Genomic DNA, 21,266 nt, shown 5'->3' with positions numbered 1-21,266 from the left:
GGTATGCGATCTCCGCTTTTCGTGTTCGATCTGATGGACACTCTCATCAAAGATCCGTTTCATACGGCTTTGAAGGCGCTCTTGTCCAAGGACCAATTGGAATCTTTTCGAAATGGCCGAGAAAGGCAAGCTTTCTTGGATTTCGAAAAAGGGCAGATCACGGAAGAAGAATTCTTTTCCCGGTTTTACTTGGAGTCTCATAGAAACGCCGGACTTCCATCCCCGCAGGAATTGAAGGAACGAATGTTTTCTTCGGTCCATCCGATTCAGGAATCTTTTCAGATCGTGAAGACTCTGAAGGAGAAAGGATTTCAGGTTCTGCTAGCCAGCAATTATTCCGTTTGGTACAAGGAGTTACTCCAATTTCCGGAAGTGGGTTCTCTTTTGCTCTCTTTAGATCGGCTTTACTTTTCCTGCGAAATGGGCGTGCGTAAACCCGCTCAGGAATATTATCAATGGATCCAAACGGATTACCCGGACAGAGAATACGTCTTCGTGGATGATAATGCGACTAATGTCGAGGTTGCAGGATATTTAAATTGGAATGCCTTTCGCTTCGATCCTAAGAATCCGGGGGAACTCCGTAATTTTCTTATAGAGCAGTTCCCCAATTGTCTTTGATCTCCGCTCCCGGGTAAATTTCGTCTCGATTATCGATCAGTATTCCGAATCGATCCAGATAAAATACGAATTCACCTTTCGGTTGAAACGGACTCGGTTTGATTCGAATTGCACTGACTTCCAACGGAAATCGAAGCGATTGGTTGAGACGTATATTTCGACCGGGAACGGAAAGTTTGGTTTCGATTCTCTTCCAACCCTCGAATTTTAAATCTCCGATTTCCAGGCGTACTTCTTTGGACTTTCTTTGTCGGAATACGATTTCGATCGATGCGTTATGGTTGGAAGAGTAGGCCCAGAAAAAAATTCGAATCGGAATGCCGATCGGCAATCGAATCGGTTCTTTCGGTCTGATTTCCAGATGTTCCTCCTTCGGGTTTTCAAAGAAGCTATGAATCATCATGGATCTATATTCTTCCGATGGAGCTTCCTTATAGAGTTCTTTTTCTTTTAAGAAAGCCGCGGAGGAGGGGATTTGGGACGTGAATTCGATTCTGTTGATAAACGAAATTCCTCGGTATATTTCCCAAGGTCTCGAACCTTCGAATGCATCCACTAGAAAAAGGTTGTAGTGTTTCCAATCTCCGAGTACTTTTTCAAGTTGCAAAACTCGACTTGCCTCGTCTTGATCGCGGGTGATAGGCGGAGCCCAGGATGAGTTTGCGGGAATAAAAACTATCGATAAGATCGGTAGTAAGCAGAATAATACGCGCCTGGCCACCCTAGTTCTTTCGGAAGAATTAGGGTTTCCCCTGAGGTAAACCGGGGTTTTTTACCCGTTTGTAGCCCTTAATAGGCCGATATTGTAGAAAGGAAAACGTATGAACCGGGATATTCTGAAAACTCTTCTAGGTGGATTACTAATCCTTTTGTTGGGATGCTTGATCGTTTACGTAATCTTCCAGCGGGATAAAATATCCGCATGGATAAAAAATCAACAAGCGTCGTCGAACGAACAGGCTCCGAACGAGAGAGTGATCATCGGCTTGGACGAAGTTCAACCTAGCAAAGAACTCCCGCCTCCGACGCAAAATTTCGATTCGGAATTCGCACCGCCGAAAGAGACCGGAAACGAAATTTCTAAACCTTTGCCGAAAACGGATTACGAGGTCCCCGGGTTAGGTCCTGAAAAAGGAAAATCTAAAGGAACGGATCGTCATGATGAGGCGACCGGCAAGCGGGAATCGAGTAGGGAAGAGTATCCTGAAGTAAACCAACCTTTACCGAAATCCAAGCGTCCTATGGAATTTAAGGGCGGCGAAGAAGAAACCCCTAAAAAATCAGAAAGGGTCGCCCGTAAACATAGAAAGCATTCATATAAAAAGAAGAAACCTCATGCCGGTAGAATGCAAACTCGCTTGCATTCACTGGAAAAAAGAGTCAATAGACTGGAAAAGAAACTAGGCGTAAAATCGGATAAAGCTGTCCGCGCAAAAAAGAATCTTCCTTTGGAAAAAAGAGTCGAACGATTGGAAAAGGAAATGTCCACTCTGAAAAAGAAATCCAAGGAAGAGTAGCAGCGTAGGATTGCGTCTTGGGAGTTTTAGAACAATATTCTTCATTGCGATCAGAAATCGAATCGATTCGGCCCGAAAATCCCGCTACGATCATCGCTGTCTCTAAATTTCAGCCGAAGGAAAAAGTGGCTCAGGCGATTTCGGGAGGCTGTCTGCATTTCGGAGAAAATCGGGTGCAAGAAGGTTGGGATAAGTTCGCAGATTTCGGAAAAGCCGGAGTGGATTTTATTCTCCATCATATCGGGCCGTTGCAGTCGGGAACTTTAAGAAAATATGCCGGACTATATTCTTACGCTCATGGAGTCGGTTCGACCGGCGCTTTGGAAGAACTGAGAAAACGATTGGAAAGAGATCGATGGAAAATGGGAATCTTCCTACAAGTGAATCTAACGGAAGAAACGTCCAAATCCGGCTTCTCACGTCCCCAGCTGCTGGAATTTTTAAGAAATCATTCTTCTTTTTCTTCGGAATTTTGCAGGATAGAAGGATTAATGACGATGGGCCCCAGTTCCGGAGATGAGGAAATCACACGAAACGTTTTTCATGAATTAGGACGAATTCGTCAGGATTATTTTCCCGAGGCCAAACTTTCTATGGGGATGTCCGGAGATTATAGAATTGCAGTATCGGAAGGAAGCGATTACGTAAGAATCGGAAGCGCAATATTCGGAGAGAGGACATGAGCCAAGAAACTATCGGAATCATCGGTTGTGGAAACATGGGCGGAGCGATTTATCGTTCGCTTAAAAATAGAAAAAAAAATGTTCTCGGCTTCGATCCATATCTGCCCGCAGAGAAAGCGGAGGGAATTCTTCTGGAGAACAACTGGGAAGAGTTTCAAAAAAAATCGGAACTCCTGCTGATTTCCGTAAAACCGGGAGATGTTTCTAAAACTCTTAAGACTTTAGATTCACCTAAGAAAATCCTCTCGGTAGCCGCAGGAATCGATACCATCGCGTTACGCGACTCTGCGCCGAAAGGATCCAAAGTGGTAAGAATCATGCCCAATCTGCCGATTCTCGTCGAAAAAGGAGCATTAGGCTATTTCGGAGATTCTGAACTTTACCCGACCGTTAGAGAAATTTTTTCTCCCATCTCGTATTGCTTAGAAGTATCTAAGGAAGAATTGCTAGACTCTGTTACAGGTTTGTCCGGATCAGGACCGGCTTATGTTTTTCGCTTTATACAAAGTTTGGCGGAAGGTGGAGTTGCATCAGGTCTAACATACAGTCAGTCCTTAGAGCTATCCATTCATACCGTATTGGGTGCCGCGAGTCTCTTGATGGAAGAGAGAGAAAAAAATCCTGACCTGCATCCAGAAGAATTGAAAAATCGCGTCACTTCTCCCGGCGGAACAACTATCGCCGGCTTGGAAGAGTTGGAAAAAAACAAGTTCGCTTATTCAATCCTTGCAGCGGTTAAACGAGCGACAGAAAGATCGAAAGAACTCGGTAAATCCTAATAAGTAATCCTTTCGAATTAGATTTATAGAGAATTCAAAAAGAAATTAAAACAAATTGTCGAATTACGCAAGTTTTGCGCGTCCAATTGTTTGCTTTTACGGATGTTAAGATTGGCGTGACACTCTAGCGCGGACAGGATTCGAACCTGTGACCTTTGGGTTATGAGCCCAACGAGCTACCGGCTGCTCCACCGCGCGGTGTCTTGAAACCATGTTTCACTCGCACGGGCTTAAAGTCAAGTGAAAAAACTAAAAAGAGTTTGATTTCCACAAGGAAACGTTTTTGATGCTACTACCTTGGAGCAAATCGACTTTCATTTCAGTCGAAAATTCTTCGCCGATATGGGCATAGCGAAATAGTAACCATTGTAACCACGGAATGGGAGAATCCAACTTGATCGGAAAAGACAACGATCCTCTAATGATCGAGTACTATGAGAAAAAGATCTACGATCAAAAGCAATTAATCGAGATCAGTAAAGCCCTTAACTCTACACTCGATTACAAGTATCTTATAGACGCCATCTTAAATATCTGCCTTGCTCAACTTCAAACGTTAAGCGCAGCGATTTTTCTGGCGCCCGAAGCGGATTCGAATTATTTCGAACTGGAACCTAGCTTTAAAGGATTCGATTTAAACGAAGATGACGTAAGCTTCCGCATTAAGACCGACGCGCCTTTGGTTACTTTTTTGGAAACCAAATTGAAGGCGATGACTCCCGATCAAGTGGAGGAGGCGATGGGTTTGAGCCCCGAGCTACAGTTTCTCAGGAAGATCGGAGGCGATCTAATCATTCCTCTGAACGCTAAAGGCAAAGTGAACGGACTCTTATTATTGGGAGAAAAAATCACTCTCGGCGAATGGATGGAGGAGGATCGGGACTTTCTAACGACACTGTCGACATTGGCCGGAATTGCGGTGGAAAATTCGCGTTTGTACGAACTCGCTACGGTAGATATGATGACCGGCTTAAAAGTTCATCATTATTTCCAGACAAAACTGAAGGAAGAAATGGAGCGATGCCGTAAAAAAAGGACAGGTCTCGCATTGTTATTCACGGACGTGGATAATTTTAAGAAGTTTAACGATACTCATGGCCATCAGGCCGGAGACGAAGTCTTAATTGCAGTCGCAAAAAGATTGATTGAAAGCGCAGGAAAACATGATATTGCGGCGAGATACGGCGGCGAGGAATTCTGCTTAGTTATGCCCGGAGCCGATCTGAAGAAAGGTTTCGAAATGGGGGAACGAATTCGTAAAGCTGTAGAAGCGACCTCGATTCCGAATCCGAATGGAGGACCTGATTTTAAAGTGACTCTTTCTATCGGAGTTTCCGAATTTTGGGTTTCGGACCGGAATAACAAAGATTTGATCGAAAGAGCGGATAAGGCCCTTTACGAGGCGAAACATTCCGGAAAAAATAGAACCATTATACACCAATCTCTCAACTCAAATTGAGCGCTTTCGAAAGGAATTTTACCTTTAGTTTCCGATTTTGCGAAAAATCAGCGGTTATGTCTTTTGGGTTTTTGCCGATGAATCTATCATGGAAAGACAACTTGCGCTGGACCATTTCTATCTTAGCCAAACTGAAGAAGCGGAGTTAGGCAGAAGGATTCGAAATCGGGCTCTCGGTCGGGAAGAATTCGATTTTTCGCCCTATGCGTGCTTCATAGAATACAAATCCAAGGATGCAAAGACCGGAATCGAATACAGAGATTGCGTAATCGATCATACTCGTTGTCCGAACAATCGTTGTATTAAAAAACTGACCTAACGTATCTCCTCCTTTGCTTGACGGTTCGTCGGAATACGTTTCCTCTATTAGGAGCGTTGAAAGATGGGAATAGTTTTTTTTACGGATCGTTTTTATCGGGTTAAAGATAGTAAACTTGTCGGAGCCGCAAAGAGCTTCTTAAATTTTTCCATCCTATTCATTCGCTTAACAATATTTCTTTTTCCGCTTTCATTCTGCCTTCCGATCCGGTTCTCGGAATTACTTCCGGAATATACTCATGTGGAAGAAGCTCCGGGAGGAAAGTGGTTACGTCTTCCGCTACGTAACGTGGATCATTTGCCGGTTTTGGAATTTTCCTTAGAAGAAGGCGCAGAGCCGATTCGATTTCTTTTAGATACCGGTTCCTTCGCATCTTTCTTGGCCGAAGAACACGTTCCCACGAATTCACCCACAAAAGTTTTGAGTGCAAGTTTTCCCGGCGGCAGCATTCGATCCGTACGAAGAGTTCATTCCGCTCCTCTATTTTTTAGAGGAGGGCGGGTTCCCGGCGAAATCCAATTTTACTCTCATACTTTTCCGCCCGAATTGAGAGTCCAAGGTCTGCTCGGGATGAATGCCTTTCTAGGTCATGTCGTTCTCTTAGAATTACCGAAACGGATTTCGTTCTGGAAGTCCGAGGAATCTAAACCGGCTCCCGGGTTTCAGGAAGATAATCTCTTTCATCTGCAGATTCGTTCCGGTCAGCCCTTGGCTTTTATCCTTAGACCGCCGGGAATCAATATGGAAGCTTGGGTCTTGGATACGGGTGCAAAATATACGGCGATGGAATGGGGAGGTGCGGAAGAACTTCAGTACTCGGAAGGCTCCGAAACGATGGTATTCAATTTCGGAGGAGGGCGTTTATCCGCTCGGACGAGAATTTTTAAACCCTTTTGCCCGGTCTTTGTAAAAAAAATGGGAGAAGCCACGGAGTTTTGTTTATCCGAATTGGAAGTATTTCCGGGTGGAATTCCTCCAGAGGCGATTTCGCAGGATTTTAATAAGGGGATACGAGGAATCCTCGGTCGGAATTGGCTAGAAAACTACCGAATTCTTTTGGACACAAAACGGAGTCTTATTGGTATAGTAGGAAAGGAAACTGGTGTAGGTCATGAGTAAAGGGAAGATCATCGTAGCAATGAGCGGCGGGGTGGATAGCGCCGTAACTGCGGGACTCCTGATGGAAGAAGGTTACGAAGTCATCGGAGTGAACCTTCGAACCTGGGAGTATGAGGCTCCCGCCTGCGATACCACAAAAAAATCCTGTTGTTCCCCGGAAGATATCCGGGATGCGAGAGACGTAGGTCTTTCTTTGAATATTCCTTTTTACGTAATCAAGATGGAAAAGGTTTTTCAAGAGAAAGTGATCGATCGTTTTGTGAACGATTATAAGGACGGAAAGACTCCTAATCCCTGCGTTGAATGCAATACTTTCGTAAAGTTCGGAGCATTATTCGAAAAAGCTAAAGCGTTAGGAATCGATAAAATCGCCACCGGTCATTATTCCAAAGTCGTAGAAGTCGACGGGCGATACGCAATTGCGGATGCGATCGACCAAAATAAAAACCAAGCTTATTACCTATACGGACTTTCGCAGGAAAACTTGAAGAACGTATTATTTCCGTTAGGCGGAATGACAAAGCCGGAAGTTCGCGATATTGCTAGAAGAATGGGTTTACCCGTCGCGGAAAAGGCGGAATCCCAGGAAATATGTTTTATTCCTGAAAACGATTATAGAAAGTTTTTGGCCCGCAAAAATGTGGACTTTACTCCGGGGTTCTTTAAGCTGCGTGACGGCCGAATTGTAGGAAAGCATTCGGGAAAGGAAAATTTTACCATCGGTCAGCGCAAAGGTCTTGGAATCGCTTGGAAAAACCCTTTGTACGTTCTATCCATCGAGGATGATGGCACCGTAATTTTAGGTGAAGATAGGGAAACGTTCGTGGAATCGTTTCTCGTTGAAGATTTAAATTTTCAAGCATGGTCTCCGCTACGACCGGGCCAAGAAGAAGAATGTCGAGTGCAAGTTCGTTATCGTTCTCGACCGATTCTCGCCAAGATCAGACAGGAAGAAGATTCCTCGATTCGCGTTTTCCCCATAGAGGATGTTAAAGGAGTGGCCCCGGGGCAATCGGCTATATTCTATCCTAAGGATGAGAATTATTTATTGGCCGGGGGAATCATTCGAAAAGGAAGCATTCAAACCGTCGAACGGATTCTTGAGAAAACCGACGAAATTCGGGAAATCGGAGCAGCCGTTTTTCCGTGAGTAGGAAAGTCGCAGGCAAAACCATCCTGATAGTGGGTGGGGGCCTCTTACAGGTTCCCATCATCCAAACCGCAAAGACGATGCAACTTCGGACGATCGTTGCGGATATGAATCCCGAAGCTCCCGGATTAAAGATTTGTGATCTTCCGTTGGTAATGTCCACGAAGGATATCGAAGGAATGGTGCGCGAATCCAAAAAGTTAGCGACGACGATCAAAGTAGACGGGGTCATTACTGCCGGAACGGATGCGAGTATGACGGTCGCTGCGGTTTCGAATGCGCTGGATCTTCCCGGGATCCGTTTCGTTGACGCAGAAGCGGCATCCAATAAGGTAAAAATGAGGGAGCGGCTTAAAAAGGCAGGAGTTCCGATTCCGGGTTTTGCTGCGATCTGGAGCATTCAGGATACCAGAGATGCATTAGAGTTTTTGAAATTTCCGTTAGTGATGAAACCTGCGGATAATATGGGCGCTCGCGGAGTGGTAAAAGTCAATAATCGCGAAGAGTTGCAGGCCGCTTTTAAACATGCTAAGAAATATTCACCGACAGGAGAAATGATCCTAGAAGAATACATGCCGGGTCCCGAAGTATCTGTCGATGCATTAGCCTGGGACGGGAATTATGCAATCACCGGAATCGCCGACCGAATCATCGAGCGCGAGCCGTATTTTATAGAGATGGGCCATAATATGCCATCGGCGCTTTCCGAATCCGTTTTGAAAGAAATCGAAGATGTTATGTTTCGGGGTATGAAAGCGCTCGGGATTCATAGGGGTGCAGGCAAAGGGGATATAAAAGTCACTCCCGACGGAGTGAAGATCGGAGAAATCGCCGCTAGATTGTCGGGTGGTTTTATGTCCGCATTTACTTTTCCTCTTTCAAGCGGGATCAATTTGAATCGCGCGGCAATCCTAATAGCTCTCGGAGAGGAACCGGATAATCTCGAACCTTTATATAAGCGCGTTTCGATAGAGCGGGCATTACTTGCGCCTAAGGGAAAGCTTCTCGCGATCGAAGGATTCGAAGAGGCCAAGAAGATCGACGGAGTCACCGATATTTTTTTGCTGCACAAAATCGGAGATATCATCCCGGAGCCGACAAACAATATCGAGAAGACCGGACATGTTATCATCACTGCGGATACGTTGTCCGACGCGGAGAAAATCTTCGACTCGGTGCGTGCTACAGTTCGATTCACCTGCGACGAACTTTATTCCGTTTCGGATAAAGAGATCGCCCAAAATGCAAGAATCAGATTTGGAAAGGAAATTTGTTGGGTTTGCAAAGTTTGCGACGGAACCGACTGCGCCTCCGGGGTTCCAGGAATGGGCGGGGTCGGAAGAATGCTCACGTTTCAGGATAACATAAATGCCTTGGCGGAATATGCAATTCTTCCCCGCTATATTCGCGAACACGTACACGCGTCCACGGAGATCGAATTCTTAGGCCAAAAGCTTTCCACTTCCATAATGGCGGCTCCGATGACCGGTGCGATTACCAATATGAACGGAGCAATGGATGAATACACGTTAGCGTACACCCTGTTGGAGGGTTGTATTGCCTCGGGCACCGTTGCTTGGTTAGGCGACGGCGCTAGCCCTGAAAAATATTCGGTAATGCTCGATGCATTGTCTAAAGTCGGCGGAAAGGGAATTTTAATTTGCAAACCTAGAGAAGACGAGGGATTGCTGAAGGAACGGTTCCAGGAAGCGGAAGAAAGAGGAATCATCGCGCTGGGCATGGATATCGATGCGGTAAATTTTAAAACGATGGTTCAAAAGAAAATACCTTCGATTACCCGAAACTTAGACGCTTTGTCTCGAATCCGGTCCTTAACCAAACTTCCGTTCATTCTAAAAGGGATTATGACTCCCGAGGATGCCTGCTTGGCCGTGGATGCGGGAGCTAACGGTATCGTGGTTTCCAATCACGGTGGCAGGGTACTTGACGATATGCCCGGAACCGCAAGAGTCCTTTCGTCGATTCGGGATTCTATAGGCACGAAAATTCATATCTCCGTGGATGGCGGCATTAGAAGCGGAGCAGATGCTTTTAAAATGCATGCGCTGGGCGCGGATACGGTTTTGGTCGGAAGACCGATGGCAATTTCCGCAGTTGGAGGGGGAGTCGCCGGTGTTCGATTCTTGATTGGACAATATACTGAAACTCTACTTCAAGCTATGAATACTGTCGGGGCTTCCAAAATCTCCGAGATCAAACGCGAATTTATTTTTAAAAAGAAAGAAGAAGAGCGTGTAAACTAGGTCGATTTTGTCCGCTGTCATAAAATTCCGGAAAGAAGAGATTTTTTAATAACTCAAAAGTCGTAGAATCCGTCGGTGAATGGAATATATACTTTTATATAGGCGGTCTTTCAAGATTTCCCTATTCAATCGCTTTCAGAAAATTCGAATGGAAATTTCTTCCCATTGTGAAGGGTATAAGTAAATTCGTCTCTTGATTGTCTGATTGCTAATTCTTTCGGGGGAAAGCCTTGGATAAAACGGTAAAGGAAGCCGATGCATTGGGGAAAATTCTCCAGACACTATTTACACGCCTTCCCGTATCCGTGGATATTAAGGGACGTTCCTATCCGGTAAAAGTCGTCGGTATTAAGGATAATCTTTTTCTCCTCGTGTCCGTTCCGGGTAAACCCACTAACGAAAAGATTCGTATTCTTTTTCTAACGCATAACTATCATTTTTTCCATGGCGTTTTTACCGTCGAAGCGCGTAATGAAAGCAACGGTTTGGAATTGCTTAGAGTCCAGGCCGTAAAGGTATCCGAGGCGAAGAGGGCTCAAGGACGAATCGAATTTGAAAATGCAAATAGCGAACCGATCATCATTTATAATATCATCAACCAACAGCATCTAAGAAAATCATTGGGTTTTGTGGATAAGTCCGTGGATGAGATTATCCAAAGACATTCCAAACGCATCAAAGAAAGCTATAACGATTCGCTCGTATATTTTTCGGATCGGATGGATAACCGTCTCAGGATCATGTACAATTTCGAGCAGTCTATCTTTATCATTGATCGTCATGATAGAAGTTCCGGAGGGGTCAATTTTGTCCCGATGGAAGAGTATTTGAAACTGATCTCATTAAATAAAATCGAGTCCCGTTTCGTTTCGGAAATTTGCGTACTTATAAGATATAAAAACTACACTCCGCTAGGATATATCCAGGTGCTTTCGGAAAAGCCGATGAATACGGAAGATTATAATAAGATTACCCTTTTTTCGGCAGCGATTTCACGCGATGTGATAGGCTCGGGCTTTTTCCAAGAATCGAAAGAAAAATGCCAAGTGGAAGACATTAGTAGAAATGGACTGGGTTTTTTTCATCAGCAATCCATCTTCTTTTCCCGAAGTTTTGCCGTCGGTGAGACTCTGTTATTCGATTTGCAATTGAATAAAGAACTCAAGGGGACGTTTCGTGCCGTGATTCGAAATATTGCGAATACGGATAAAATGTTTCGTGTCGGTTGTCAGTTCTTCAATTTGAATCCGAGAGAAGAGGAGATTTTAAATCAGTTTGTCGATTCCAAACTTGGAAAGGACGGCGGTAAGCAGGCTCCAAGTTCGGAGGAAAAGAAAGCGGAGGAAGAATCCGCAGGTTCCGGAGAATTGAATCAGGACGAAATTCCGACAGTTGGGAACTCGCTGGGCGCAAAAACAATCGAAGGCGATTCCGAATCTCAGGAGGTAGTTACGGAAATTCCCCATTCCGAATCGGATAGTTCAGTCATGGAGGAGATTCCTGAAATGGGATTCGATTCCGGAGAAAAGATCTGAATCAAACTGCGCTTCGCATTCGAGTCGGAAGAGAAGAGGCAGGTGAACGATTGGACCTCTTTTTAGCGAAACGGTTTACTTATCTTTCCCGTTCGAGTTGGAAAAAGCATTTGTCCGACGGAAACATATTATTGGATGGAAAGCCTTGTAAGGCATCGCATATTTTAAGAGAGGGGGACGAAGTCGAATATCTTCCCTCCGATTCCCCCGAACCGAGCGTCGATATCCGATTTTCTCTGCTTCATGATGAAGAACGTTTCTTTGCCGTTAGTAAATCCGGAGATTTGCCGGTACATGCTGCCGGGCGCTATCGAAAGAATAATCTCGTAGATATTTTGGAAGCCGACGGAAGATTCGGACGTCCGCATTTAGTAAATCGTCTGGACCGGGAAACTTCAGGCATTGTTTTGTTTGGCAAAGATGCGGAAACCGCCTCCCGTTTATCCTTCCTCTTTTCGAATCGGAAGGTGCATAAAATATACGCCAGTTTGGTTTGGGGAGATTTTCCGAAACGACTCGTTGCCTCAGGTTGGATAGGTTCCGATGCCGGATCTAAAATTCGGAAAAAAAGGGGATTCTATTATCCGTCCGACCCTAGAATTCCGGACATGCCGACCGAAGATTGGGAGACGAGCAGCACGGAATTTCGATTGGTAAGCGGAGGTTTTTTAGATGGAAAACGATTCTCCCGTATTCTTTGCTTTCCTAAGACGGGCAGAAACCATCAAATTCGAGCAACTCTCTTCTCTCTAGGATTTCCATTAATCGGAGATAAGCTCTACGGAGTTGACGAAACGGTATTTTTAGATTTTATAGAGGGTAGGCAACCGAATTTGATGGATCGGCTCGGGAGAGAGAGACAAGCTTTGCATGCAATATCCTTAAAGTTTCCGCATCCGTATTTTAAAAAGCGGGTAAGCATTTTCTCTCCTCTTCCCGAGGATATGCGGATATGAATCGAGAGGGCCCCGGACTCGCAATTTCATTAATTCCTTTTGCTTTTTTGGTTTTGTCTTTAACGGGAGCCGGATTCGTTTTCGGTCGAGGAATTGCGGAGGGGCCGGCACAGATTCTTTTGTTTAGCGCGGCGGCGCTCTCAGCAGGAATTTCTAGATTGAGGGGAATCCCTTGGGAACGACTTGAAGAAACCGTATTGGACTCTATGCGAAACGTTCTTCAACCGATTCTCATCCTATTATTGATCGGAGCCTTAATCGGTATATGGATTCGATCGGGTATCGTTCCGGGGTTAATCGTTTGGGGTCTCGAGCTTCTTCGTCCATCCGTTTTCTTACCGTCGGCATTGGTACTTTCATCGGTCGTGTCCTTAGCGACCGGAAGTTCCTGGTCGACGGCCGGAACGGTTGGCGTGGCTTTGGTCGGAGTCGGAGCCGCACTGGGAATTCCTTTGGGAATGGTCGCCGGAGCTATCGTTTCGGGAGCATACTTCGGAGATAAGCTTTCCCCTTTTTCCGAAACTACGAATCTGGCGTCCTCCATCACCGGAGTTCCTTTAGTATCACATATTCGTAATATGGCTAGGATGACGGTTCCGCTTTTTTTGCTCTGTATGGCGGCATTTACCTTTCTCGGATTAGGGCTTAATCTCGGAGCAGGAGAAACTTCGGTCGCAGTTCTGCCGGTAGTAAGTGCATTGCGTTCAGGCTGGGAAATCGGTTGGTATCTTCTCATACCGCCTTTCTTGACGTTTTTCATGATTTACCTACGAGTCTCCGCGGTCCCCGCATTGTTTATAGGAATTCTCTCCGGAGCCGTTCTGGCTCTATTTACTCAAGCCGATTTGTATGGACAATCGGGAGATTGGAAAGCCGCGATATCTACAGCATTTCAGAAACTTCTATTAGCCGCTTCGGAAGGAACGAAGGTAAAAACGGGACAACCCGTCGTCGATGATTTATTGTCTCGAGGAGGAATGTCTTCCATGCTCTCCACCGTTTGGTTGATTTTATCGGCAATGTTTTACGCCGGAACAATGGAGGGTGGAGGAATGACTAAAACGATAGCCGATTTCATTTTAAAAAGAGTGAAAACAAAAGGTTCCCTATTTTCGAGCACCGTGCTTACTTGTATCGGGGTGAATCTACTTTGCGCGGATCAATATTTAGCGATCGTCGTGCCCGGAAAAATGTTCCATGAGGCATATGTAAGAAGAGGAATCGATCCTCGAAACCTGTCGCGAGTGTTGGAAGACTCAGGAACGATGACTTCCGCTTTGGTTCCCTGGAACTCTTGCGGCTCCTTTATGGCCGCCGCATTAGGAGTTCCTACTCTAGTATATCTTCCCTTCGCGTTTTTGAATTTACTTTCACCGATTCTTTCCTTAATAACTGGTTGGCTCGGGTTCGGTTGGGCAGGAAAAATGCCCGCTAAAGAAACGGCTTCAAATTCTTAATAATAACAATTGATTGAAAATAAACTTTTTAAAAAATGATTGTATCAATATTGTTTTTGTACGATAATTGTAAAAGATGAGCAAAAGCTCATAAACGAGAGGAGTTCCGATGTCGATTCACAGGAAACACGTCAGGTTGCTTCCCTGGCTAGGACTATTAGTCTTTGGGATTCTATTCGGAGGGATTATTTCTTCCTGTAGCAAGGACGGGGGAACGGAAGGTTTCGCGCATATTGTGATGGTCGATAATGCCTTCTCTCCACCGATGCAAAGAATCCCGATCGGGGGGGTGATCGAATTCGTGAATACCGGAGCAAACCCGCATAATGCGATCGGCGTGGATCGATCCTGGTCAACGGAAAAAGCGTACGGTAATTTGGTGATGCCTAGGGGCGCAAAAGTAAAAGTTACATTTCCGAAGGAAGGAGTGTTTCCTTATTTTTGTTCCTTCCACGCTTCTCCGGACGGCAAGCAGGGAATGGTCGGGGATATCGTAGTCGGTAATGTCCCTTTTAATCCTGCGGCGAAGGCGGGAAAATCCTGGAAGTCCGTCGAAACTTTCTCTGGTGTCACTCGTAAAGTCCCGCAAATTTATCCCACTATTCAAAATGCAGTCGATGCAGCGTCCCCAGGCGATCTTGTATTGATAGACGAAGGGGTATATTACGAAGAGGTAGTCGTAACGACACCTTCGATTACTCTACGAGGAACTGACAGAAATAAAGTCATCCTAGACGGACAATTCCAACGGGGAAATGGGGTTATCGTAGTGGGAGCGAACGGCGTTGCAATCGAAAATATGACAGCCAGAAACGCGACCTTAAACGGCTTTTTCTGGACAGGAGTCAAAGGTTACCGGGGTTCTTATTTAACCGCATACAATAACGGAGACTATGGAATTTACGCATTCGATTCAAGCAATGGAGTACTGGAACATTCTTATGCTTCCGGCTCTCCTGATTCCGGAATTTATGTCGGACAGTGCTATCCCTGCCGTGCAATTTTGTACGATTTAATTTCGGAGAACAGCGCGTTGGGATATTCCGGCACGAATGCTGGAGGAGATTTATACATCCTAAGTTCCATCTGGCGAAATAATATTGTCGGGTTAGCGCCTAATTCTCTCGATCGGGAGTTACTCCCTCCGGAACGCGAAACTACGATTCTAAGCAATTTAATTTATGATAATAATAACCTTAACGCACCTGTTAAGGCTTTGGAATATCCGTCGTACGGAACCGGAGTCTTGATCGCAGGGGGGCTAAGGAACGTAATTAAGAATAATGTGATTATCGGGCACGATAACTTCGGGATCGCGATTCTACCTAACTTGGATGAGAACTTCTGGCTTTCCCATTCGAATATTGTGGAAGAAAATATAGTTCATTCGTCCGGACTCGGAGACCTGAGCCTGAACGGACCGATAAGTATAGGAAATTGTTTTTCCAAGAATAAGTTTCAAACTTCTATTCCGCCTATGCTAGAAAAAATTTCTTCATGCAACGGTGGAATGCGAATCCCTGCCGGTGGGGAACTCTTGCCAACTTATAATATTCTTTCCCTTATGGTCGACGCGACGTTAGGACGCTTCCGAAGCGGGGATTGGAAAAGCCAACCGGTTCCGCCTCTCCAAAAAAATATTCCAGGAGGAGCGGGAGCTCCGGTAAAACCCGCGATTCATCCCTACGAAGATTTCGGATTGAATTTGAAGAAGATCGCTCTTCCGGAAGAGTCGAAGAAAATACTCGCCGAACGAAAACCCAAGTTCGGAAACGTTCTAGGAAGTTTGTCTTTACCCAGGCCTCTCGATCTTCAAGTGTTGCTTTTCCGTTGGTTCGGTTATATTCTTCCGATGCTCCTGTACGTTTGTTTGACGAGTTTGAGCGTAGCGGACTTGATTTATTTGCATCCGGGAAAATCGAACCGATTCGGTTGGCTTGCCTTCATTGCCTTTGTGCCGTATATCGGCGGCGCCTCCTATCTATTATTTGGAAAGAGCGAAATTCCCAAATGGTTGAGACATACTTTACTGGGGACAGGTTTCGGCTTTAGCCTGGCGTTCTTGATAATTTTGGCAGGAATCATAATCGGGAGCGTAGGCGGTTGATGTAAAAAAATGGCGATTTTTTTTGGATCGAACGAGTCGGTATTTTAGTATATTAGGAGATTTTTATGAATACGAATGAAATTTTTGAACCCGGGTTTTTTACGCTTCTATTTAATTTTTACGGTTACTACCTTCCTTACATTCTTTTCGCGTTATGGGCTTCTTTGGCTCTCGTCGATTTAGCCAAGAGGGAGGATGTCACTCCTAAGCAAGGAAGTTTGTGGACAGCCGCAATCGTGGTAGTTCCACTTTTAGGCGCCGGGGCCTATCATATCTTCGGCGGATCTAAGATACCGGATTGGGCTAAGAAGTCTCTAGTTTACGGCGGGGGAGGCTTACTAATTTTAGTGATCCTTGTCTCCTCGTTGGCAAAATTTTAATAGAGGTTACGAATGGATCGTAAGGAATTCCTGCGCTGGTTAGGACTCGGCGGAGTCGGTTTGGCCGCAGGAACGGGGTTGGCAAGAATCGGTTCCGGAAAAAAAGACGATCCCGCCTTCTGCAAAACGGCTCCTACCTCCATCAATTCAAATCCCGCTTCCGTTCGACTTCCCGGGGCTATCGGGGGGAACTCCTACGGAAGTATGGTCCATCCACCCATGTTTATCGATTCCGGTTTTCTGGACCGAATGGAATTGCATAAGTCTTTGCCTCTGCCACCCCCAGGCGGGTCCTTTCAAACGGAAATTAACATTATAGAAATGCCGTTGACGGTCGCACATAATACGATCGTAAATGCTTGGACTTTCGACGGCGTCGTTCCGGGTAGAGTTCTTAGAGCGCGGGAAGGTCAGAGAATGGAAATTCTTTTTCGTAATCAATCCGCTCATCCGCATTCCATTCATTTTCACGGAACTCATGATCCGCAAGAAGACGGATGGGAACCGGTAGTTCCGGGAGGGGAACGATTATATAAAATCCAGGGCGGCCCCGTCGGATTTCATCCCTATCATTGTCACGTTCCTCCGTTGTCGAGCCATATGTCTAAAGGATTGTACGGAGGATTTATCGTGGATCCGCCCGGAGGTAGACCGCTGGCACTTGAATATATGCTGATTCTTTCCGGTTGGGATTTAAATGAATCGGGTAGGAACGATATTTATTCCTGGAACGGAATGGCAGGATTTTATGATCGCTTTCCGATTAAGGTTCCGGTCGGAAAGAAAGTTAGATTATACATTGCGAATATGACCGAGTTCGATCCGATCGCTTCCTTTCATCTCCATTCTCAGACGTTCGATGTTTTTAGAACGGGGACGAAACTGACACCTGACGAGCATACGGACGTAGTCACCCTGGGGCAAACTGAAAGAGTGATTGTGGAATTTACTTTAACGAAACGGGGAAGATATATGTTCCATCCTCACCAGACTTATATGGCGGATAGGGGAGCAATGGGATGGATCGTAGCGGTATGAATCGCATAGAGATCGTTTGTCCGAGTTATTAACGCAGGTATATTAGAATTTATGAATTTAAAAAAAATCATCATCGGTTTTATCGTTCTTTTTACCGGGGTTATGGTCGGATTGGCTCCCCGATTTTTTAAGAGAAAACCGGCTTTTGCCTCGGATTCCCCGATTGCCGAGTGGAAAACGATCTCTCTCAAGAATACGGAAGGGAAAGAAACCGTACTTTCCGGATTAAAAGGGGATATATTCGTCGTTTATTTCGGATTTTCCCATTGTCCGGATATGTGCCCATTGGCCATTGAAGAAATAGGTGCTGCTCTAAAAGGATTAAGAGGCTTTTCGGATAGAGTGACGCCAGTTTTCATCTCGGTCGATCCGGAACGGGATTCCCCGGAAATTTTAAAAAAGTATGTTTCGACGTTTCCCGGAAATTCATTGGTGGCCTTGACCGGTTCTAAAAAGGATATCGATTCACTACAGTCCGGATTCGGTGTAGTTTCCAGAAAAGTGATTCTTCCTTCTAAAGCGGAAGGATACGGAGTGGATCATACTTTGCTAATCTATCTAATAGACAAAAACGGAAATATTTTGGCTGCATTTCCCACGGGAACGAATCCGGAAGATCTCACGAAAGCGATTACAGTTTGGATGGATAAAGTTTAACGGTACGCTTAAGCATGTGCAAATAAATGCGAACTTTTTAGAGAAGCGGCGTGTATAGGCGATTAATATGAATCGTTATTTTTTATCATAGAATGCGAATGCCACTGCTAAAAGGATAAGAAGGAAGCTAACGGCATGATTCCATTTCATCTTTTCTTTTAGAATAAAACTCGCGAATCCGATAAAGATCGTGATCGTGATGATTTCTTGAAGTATCTTCAACTGGAAACCGCTAAAGCCTTCTTCCGAGAAACCGATTCTATTGGCGGGAACCATAAGGGAATATTCGAATAGCGCGATCCCCCATGATATCAAGATCGTTTTCCAGAGCGGTAATTCGTTGAAGAATTTCAGATGGCCGTACCACGCAAACGTCATGAAAAGGTTGGAGAAGGAGAGAAGAATTAATGTCTTCATTTATCCATGGAATTTGATTCGATTGAAGATGGCAAAAAAAAATCCCGGAGTGCAAGCCTCCGGGGAAAATCGGTTTGAACAGAGCATGGCTCGTTCGATTCAGGTGGAGAAGTTCGTTCTAGTTTGTTCTAACTTCGATTTTTTTAGTCGAGGGCTTACGCCGCGGAAGAGTGACTTTCAAAATTCCGTTTGAAAGGACCGCGGATATCTTCTCCTCATCTAACGGTTCTGAAATCGCGAAGCTTCTACGGTAATCTCCCGTTCTATATTCGGAATATCGAAGATCGCCTTCGGTCTCTATGTGGGAAGTTCTACCGATTATCTTGAGTTCATCTTTTTCTAAACTGATCTCAAGATCGCTTTCCTTGACGCCGGGAAGATCGAGGACAAGGAGATATTTTTCATCGTCGGAGTAAACGTCGGTCGCCGGCGTATAAATCGGCTTACGATTCTTTTCGTTCTTAGCGACATCCGATTTGCTATTATCGGTTGTTGTTTCTTGAGTTTTTGTAACTTCTTCAACGCTCATTTTAATCTTTCCTCCTGATTAGGCCTGGGTTTCGATTTTGATTTTTCTCGGCTTTTCACTCTCTTGGACGGGAAGTGTCAACGTAAGAACTCCATCCTTGACAGTTGCCTGTACCTTCTCCGAATCGACGGCGACCGGCAATTCGAGAGTCCGTTTGAATTTTCCGCGAGATCGTTCCAATTTACGAGGTTTCGTTCCTGTTTCTTGGGCCGGATCTTTGATCTCACCATGTATGGTAAGCAAATTATGAGCGACGGTAATTTCCAAATCTTCAGGACGTAAGCCCGGTACTTCCGCGGTGACGGTGATCCGATCGCCGTTTGAATAAACGTTTAATGCGGGAAATGCACGACCACCTTCCCAGACGGGATCAAATAGGTTATGAATTCGGTTTTGCATTCTGCGCATTTCATGGAAAAGGTCGACTTGATGTCTCATTTCTAAATTCTCCTGTGCTCTGGCACTCATATATATAGAGTGCCAATTTTTAAAAAGGTTCCAAATTTTTTTTATAAAATTTAGCAATCATTCTAAAAAAGTGCCAATTGTTGATTTGCAAACGGATTGGCGATATGCGATTTGCGGTAAGATTTGGTTTCGGCAAGGTTGCTCCCCGCCCTTCCTGGGCGGGGGCCGGAGCGGAGCGGCGGTACCCGTGCTCCATTTCACAAAATTTGCAGGCTGGCAATCTATTTTCTGAAAGGAGCCTTTGGGGAACTCCCACAACGGGTTACCTCGCAGGACCAACTATCCAGTAGGCAAAGCAAAAATTTGATTTTGCTTGAATTTCTGCCATTTAGGCCTTTTTGGTCCGTTCAATTCTTGAACAAAATTCTTGACACTCCTCTTTTACGCAATTTACTGGACTCGATTTAACCGGAATGGGACCCAAGGGGCGAAGCTACATCTAGGCGTTCTTTTCTACGGAACCGTCATTCCTAACTGCGTTTTCTTTCAAGTCTTCAGGGGAATTTCCCTTTTGCAAATTCAATGACCGACGAACTCAGGCATAAAATTTTAAAACTGATCGAAGATCGTCCGGACTTTAATCAAAGAGATCTGGCTAATGCGCTCGGGATTAGCTTAGGTAAGACCAATTATTGTCTTAAAGCGCTTCTTGAGAAAGGTTGGATTAAAGCTAAAAACTTTAAAAACAGTAAGAATAAGTTGGCCTATGCTTACATTCTTACCCCCGCGGGTCTTGAAGAAAAAATCAAGTTAACTCTTACTTACTATTCCATTAAAAAAAGGGAATATGAAGAGCTTAGGGAAGAGTTGGAAAAATTGGGAATCGGGGAAGAAGGTCTAACCGAAAATGATGCGCGGATATCAGATGGGCAGTAATTTTGCAATCTCAAATTGACGACAGTGTATTTTAGGAAAATGGATGATAAGTAACATTATACAGAAATTCGGGAAGCCGGAGGTCGTTGATCAAAAATGGGATTTGGTCATTCGTCCGAAAGAAGGGTTGTTTTCATTGCACTTGGCCGATCTTTGGAATTATAAGGATCTAATATTCTTATTTGTTAAAAGGGATTTTATTTCCCTTTATAAGCAGACTATTCTTGGGCCTCTATGGTATATAGTGCAGCCATTGGCTTCTACCGTGATTTATACGATAATTTTTGGTAAAATTGCCAACGTTTCGACGGACGGAGTGCCGCATTTTATTTTTTATTTATCCGGCACTGTCCTTTGGAGTTATTTTGCTGATTGCCTGATTGCTACTTCGAATACCTTTGTGGCTAATGCAGGGATTTTTAGCAAAGTTTACTTTCCTCGGTTGGCAGTCCCGGTTTCGATAGTAGTCAGTAGTCTTATTAAATTCGCGATTCAGTTTGCTACCTTTTTAGCATTTTATTTTTACTTTATTCTTAAAGGCGCAACACTAGAAATGCAATGGTCCGTAATTTTGCTTCCGATTTTTATTCTCCAAATCGCAATTCTAGGTTTAGGATTTGGAGTTATGGTCTCTTCTATGACTACCAAATACAGAGATCTATCGCTTCTTGTGGCATTCGGGGTTCAGCTTTGGATGTACGCAACGCCAGTTGTATACCCTTTATCGCTTGTTCCTGAGCAATTTAAGCTTTTGTATAATTTAAATCCCATGGCTAATTTGATTGAAAATTTTCGATTCTCCTTTTTAGGGCATGGACATTTGGATCTTTATGCCTGGGCGCAAAGCTGGATTATTACTGTTTTGGTTTTTTTCATAGGTATCGTGATCTTTTCGCGGGCAGAAAGGGATTTTGTCGATACCGTTTGATTTTGCG

At 44.7% G+C, this 21,266-nt stretch carries 22 protein-coding genes and 1 tRNA gene; 18 read left to right on the top strand and 5 right to left on the bottom strand.

Translation table 11 applies throughout. The annotated features are described in order from the left end of the window. The first annotated feature begins 3 nt into the window (after positions 1–3). On the top strand, positions 4–621 hold the full coding sequence (locus LEP1GSC058_RS04065) for an HAD family hydrolase (RefSeq protein WP_016547914.1): 618 nt from the start codon (positions 4–6) through the stop codon (positions 619–621). Here the strand turns inward: LEP1GSC058_RS04065 and LEP1GSC058_RS04060 are convergent. Next, positions 593–1,342, bottom strand: coding sequence for a flagellar filament outer layer protein FlaA (locus LEP1GSC058_RS04060; RefSeq protein ID WP_016547985.1), 750 nt, complete (start codon positions 1,340–1,342; stop codon positions 593–595). The genes LEP1GSC058_RS04065 and LEP1GSC058_RS04060 overlap by 29 nt on opposite strands. A 100-nt stretch (positions 1,343–1,442) precedes the next feature. On the opposite strand from LEP1GSC058_RS04060, the gene LEP1GSC058_RS04055 reads away from it, so the two are divergent. Genes LEP1GSC058_RS04055 through proC form a run of 3 tightly spaced genes read left to right on the top strand, consistent with a single transcriptional unit; the run spans position 1,443 to position 3,600 of the window. Further along, on the top strand, positions 1,443–2,138 hold the full coding sequence (locus LEP1GSC058_RS04055; RefSeq protein ID WP_016548224.1) for a lipoprotein: 696 nt from the start codon (positions 1,443–1,445) through the stop codon (positions 2,136–2,138). A 17-nt stretch (positions 2,139–2,155) separates the two neighbouring features. Beyond that, positions 2,156–2,821 carry a YggS family pyridoxal phosphate-dependent enzyme gene (locus LEP1GSC058_RS04050; protein WP_016548008.1) on the top strand — a complete coding sequence of 222 codons (666 nt, stop codon included), beginning with the start codon at positions 2,156–2,158 and terminating at the stop codon, positions 2,819–2,821. Next, the gene (proC, locus tag LEP1GSC058_RS04045) at positions 2,818–3,600 is read left to right on the top strand and encodes a pyrroline-5-carboxylate reductase (RefSeq protein ID WP_016548291.1); all 783 of its coding nucleotides are present in this window, start codon (positions 2,818–2,820) and stop codon (positions 3,598–3,600) included. Before LEP1GSC058_RS04050 ends, proC begins: the two co-directional genes overlap by 4 nt. Positions 3,601–3,725: 125 nt before the next feature. Here proC and LEP1GSC058_RS04040 read toward each other — a convergent pair. Then, positions 3,726–3,798 (bottom strand) — tRNA-Met (locus LEP1GSC058_RS04040). A 196-nt stretch (positions 3,799–3,994) separates the two neighbouring features. On the opposite strand from LEP1GSC058_RS04040, the gene LEP1GSC058_RS04035 reads away from it, so the two are divergent. The 12 genes from LEP1GSC058_RS04035 (at position 3,995) to LEP1GSC058_RS03980 (ending at position 18,041) form a co-directional block, all read left to right on the top strand. Further along, on the top strand, positions 3,995–5,059 hold the full coding sequence (locus tag LEP1GSC058_RS04035) for a sensor domain-containing diguanylate cyclase (protein ID WP_039947955.1): 1,065 nt from the start codon (positions 3,995–3,997) through the stop codon (positions 5,057–5,059). An 88-nt stretch (positions 5,060–5,147) separates the two neighbouring features. Continuing rightward, positions 5,148–5,378, top strand: coding sequence for a hypothetical protein (locus LEP1GSC058_RS04030; RefSeq protein ID WP_010569328.1), 231 nt, complete (start codon positions 5,148–5,150; stop codon positions 5,376–5,378). Between the two features lie 63 nt (positions 5,379–5,441). After that, entirely contained in the window at positions 5,442–6,497 is a 1,056-nt protein-coding gene (locus tag LEP1GSC058_RS04025; RefSeq protein ID WP_016547892.1) for a pepsin/retropepsin-like aspartic protease family protein, read from the top strand. Then, a complete protein-coding gene (gene mnmA / locus LEP1GSC058_RS04020; RefSeq protein ID WP_016547842.1) occupies positions 6,490–7,647 on the top strand; it encodes a tRNA 2-thiouridine(34) synthase MnmA in 1,158 nt (385 codons plus the stop codon). Before LEP1GSC058_RS04025 ends, mnmA begins: the two co-directional genes overlap by 8 nt. Beyond that, positions 7,644–9,911: an alpha-hydroxy-acid oxidizing protein gene (locus LEP1GSC058_RS04015; RefSeq protein ID WP_039947954.1), complete on the top strand. Its 2,268-nt coding sequence runs from the start codon at positions 7,644–7,646 to the stop codon at positions 9,909–9,911. The genes mnmA and LEP1GSC058_RS04015 overlap by 4 nt, the downstream gene beginning before the upstream one ends. A gap of 230 nt (positions 9,912–10,141) precedes the next feature. Then, complete coding sequence (locus LEP1GSC058_RS04010; RefSeq protein WP_039947953.1) at positions 10,142–11,446, top strand: PilZ domain-containing protein; 1,305 nt, start codon at positions 10,142–10,144, stop codon at positions 11,444–11,446. 50 nt (positions 11,447–11,496) lie between these two features. Continuing rightward, positions 11,497–12,402, top strand: a complete 906-nt coding sequence (locus LEP1GSC058_RS04005) for an RluA family pseudouridine synthase (RefSeq protein WP_016547793.1) — start codon at positions 11,497–11,499, stop codon at positions 12,400–12,402. After that, positions 12,399–13,859, top strand: coding sequence for a Na+/H+ antiporter NhaC (nhaC, locus tag LEP1GSC058_RS04000; RefSeq protein ID WP_016548023.1), 1,461 nt, complete (start codon positions 12,399–12,401; stop codon positions 13,857–13,859). Before LEP1GSC058_RS04005 ends, nhaC begins: the two co-directional genes overlap by 4 nt. Positions 13,860–13,968: 109 nt before the next feature. After that, a complete protein-coding gene (locus LEP1GSC058_RS03995) occupies positions 13,969–15,966 on the top strand; it encodes a PLDc N-terminal domain-containing protein (RefSeq protein ID WP_039947951.1) in 1,998 nt (665 codons plus the stop codon). Between the two features lie 65 nt (positions 15,967–16,031). Continuing rightward, positions 16,032–16,346, top strand: coding sequence for a PLDc N-terminal domain-containing protein (locus LEP1GSC058_RS03990; protein ID WP_016547814.1), 315 nt, complete (start codon positions 16,032–16,034; stop codon positions 16,344–16,346). Positions 16,347–16,358: 12 nt separating this feature from the next. After that, positions 16,359–17,384 carry a multicopper oxidase domain-containing protein gene (locus tag LEP1GSC058_RS03985; RefSeq protein WP_016548238.1) on the top strand — a complete coding sequence of 342 codons (1,026 nt, stop codon included), beginning with the start codon at positions 16,359–16,361 and terminating at the stop codon, positions 17,382–17,384. 51 nt (positions 17,385–17,435) lie between these two features. Further along, positions 17,436–18,041, top strand: a complete 606-nt coding sequence (locus LEP1GSC058_RS03980) for an SCO family protein (RefSeq protein ID WP_016548169.1) — start codon at positions 17,436–17,438, stop codon at positions 18,039–18,041. 75 nt (positions 18,042–18,116) lie between these two features. Here the strand turns inward: LEP1GSC058_RS03980 and LEP1GSC058_RS03975 are convergent, their stop codons facing one another. From LEP1GSC058_RS03975 to LEP1GSC058_RS03965, 3 genes are all read right to left on the bottom strand, one after another. Further along, the gene (locus LEP1GSC058_RS03975) at positions 18,117–18,458 is read right to left on the bottom strand and encodes a DMT family protein (RefSeq protein ID WP_016548152.1); all 342 of its coding nucleotides are present in this window, start codon (positions 18,456–18,458) and stop codon (positions 18,117–18,119) included. Between the two features lie 118 nt (positions 18,459–18,576). After that, positions 18,577–18,987 carry an Hsp20/alpha crystallin family protein gene (locus LEP1GSC058_RS03970; protein ID WP_016548204.1) on the bottom strand — a complete coding sequence of 137 codons (411 nt, stop codon included), beginning with the start codon at positions 18,985–18,987 and terminating at the stop codon, positions 18,577–18,579. Between the two features lie 18 nt (positions 18,988–19,005). Further along, the gene (locus LEP1GSC058_RS03965; protein ID WP_016548031.1) at positions 19,006–19,425 is read right to left on the bottom strand and encodes an Hsp20/alpha crystallin family protein; all 420 of its coding nucleotides are present in this window, start codon (positions 19,423–19,425) and stop codon (positions 19,006–19,008) included. Between the two features lie 552 nt (positions 19,426–19,977). Between LEP1GSC058_RS03965 and LEP1GSC058_RS03960 the strand changes: the two genes are divergently transcribed. Together LEP1GSC058_RS03960 and LEP1GSC058_RS03955 are read left to right on the top strand one after the other, a co-directional pair. After that, complete coding sequence (locus LEP1GSC058_RS03960; RefSeq protein ID WP_016548218.1) at positions 19,978–20,331, top strand: MarR family EPS-associated transcriptional regulator; 354 nt, start codon at positions 19,978–19,980, stop codon at positions 20,329–20,331. A gap of 43 nt (positions 20,332–20,374) precedes the next feature. Then, on the top strand, positions 20,375–21,259 hold the full coding sequence (locus LEP1GSC058_RS03955; RefSeq protein ID WP_016548146.1) for an ABC transporter permease: 885 nt from the start codon (positions 20,375–20,377) through the stop codon (positions 21,257–21,259). The last annotated feature ends 7 nt before the right edge of the window (positions 21,260–21,266 follow it).

The sequence above is a fragment of the Leptospira fainei serovar Hurstbridge str. BUT 6 genome, assembly GCF_000306235.2.
Classification (GTDB): Bacteria; Spirochaetota; Leptospiria; order Leptospirales; family Leptospiraceae; genus Leptospira_B; species Leptospira_B fainei.
The sequence above is the reverse complement of the archived record's forward strand: the minus strand, read 5'-3'. Positions and strand labels throughout refer to the sequence as shown.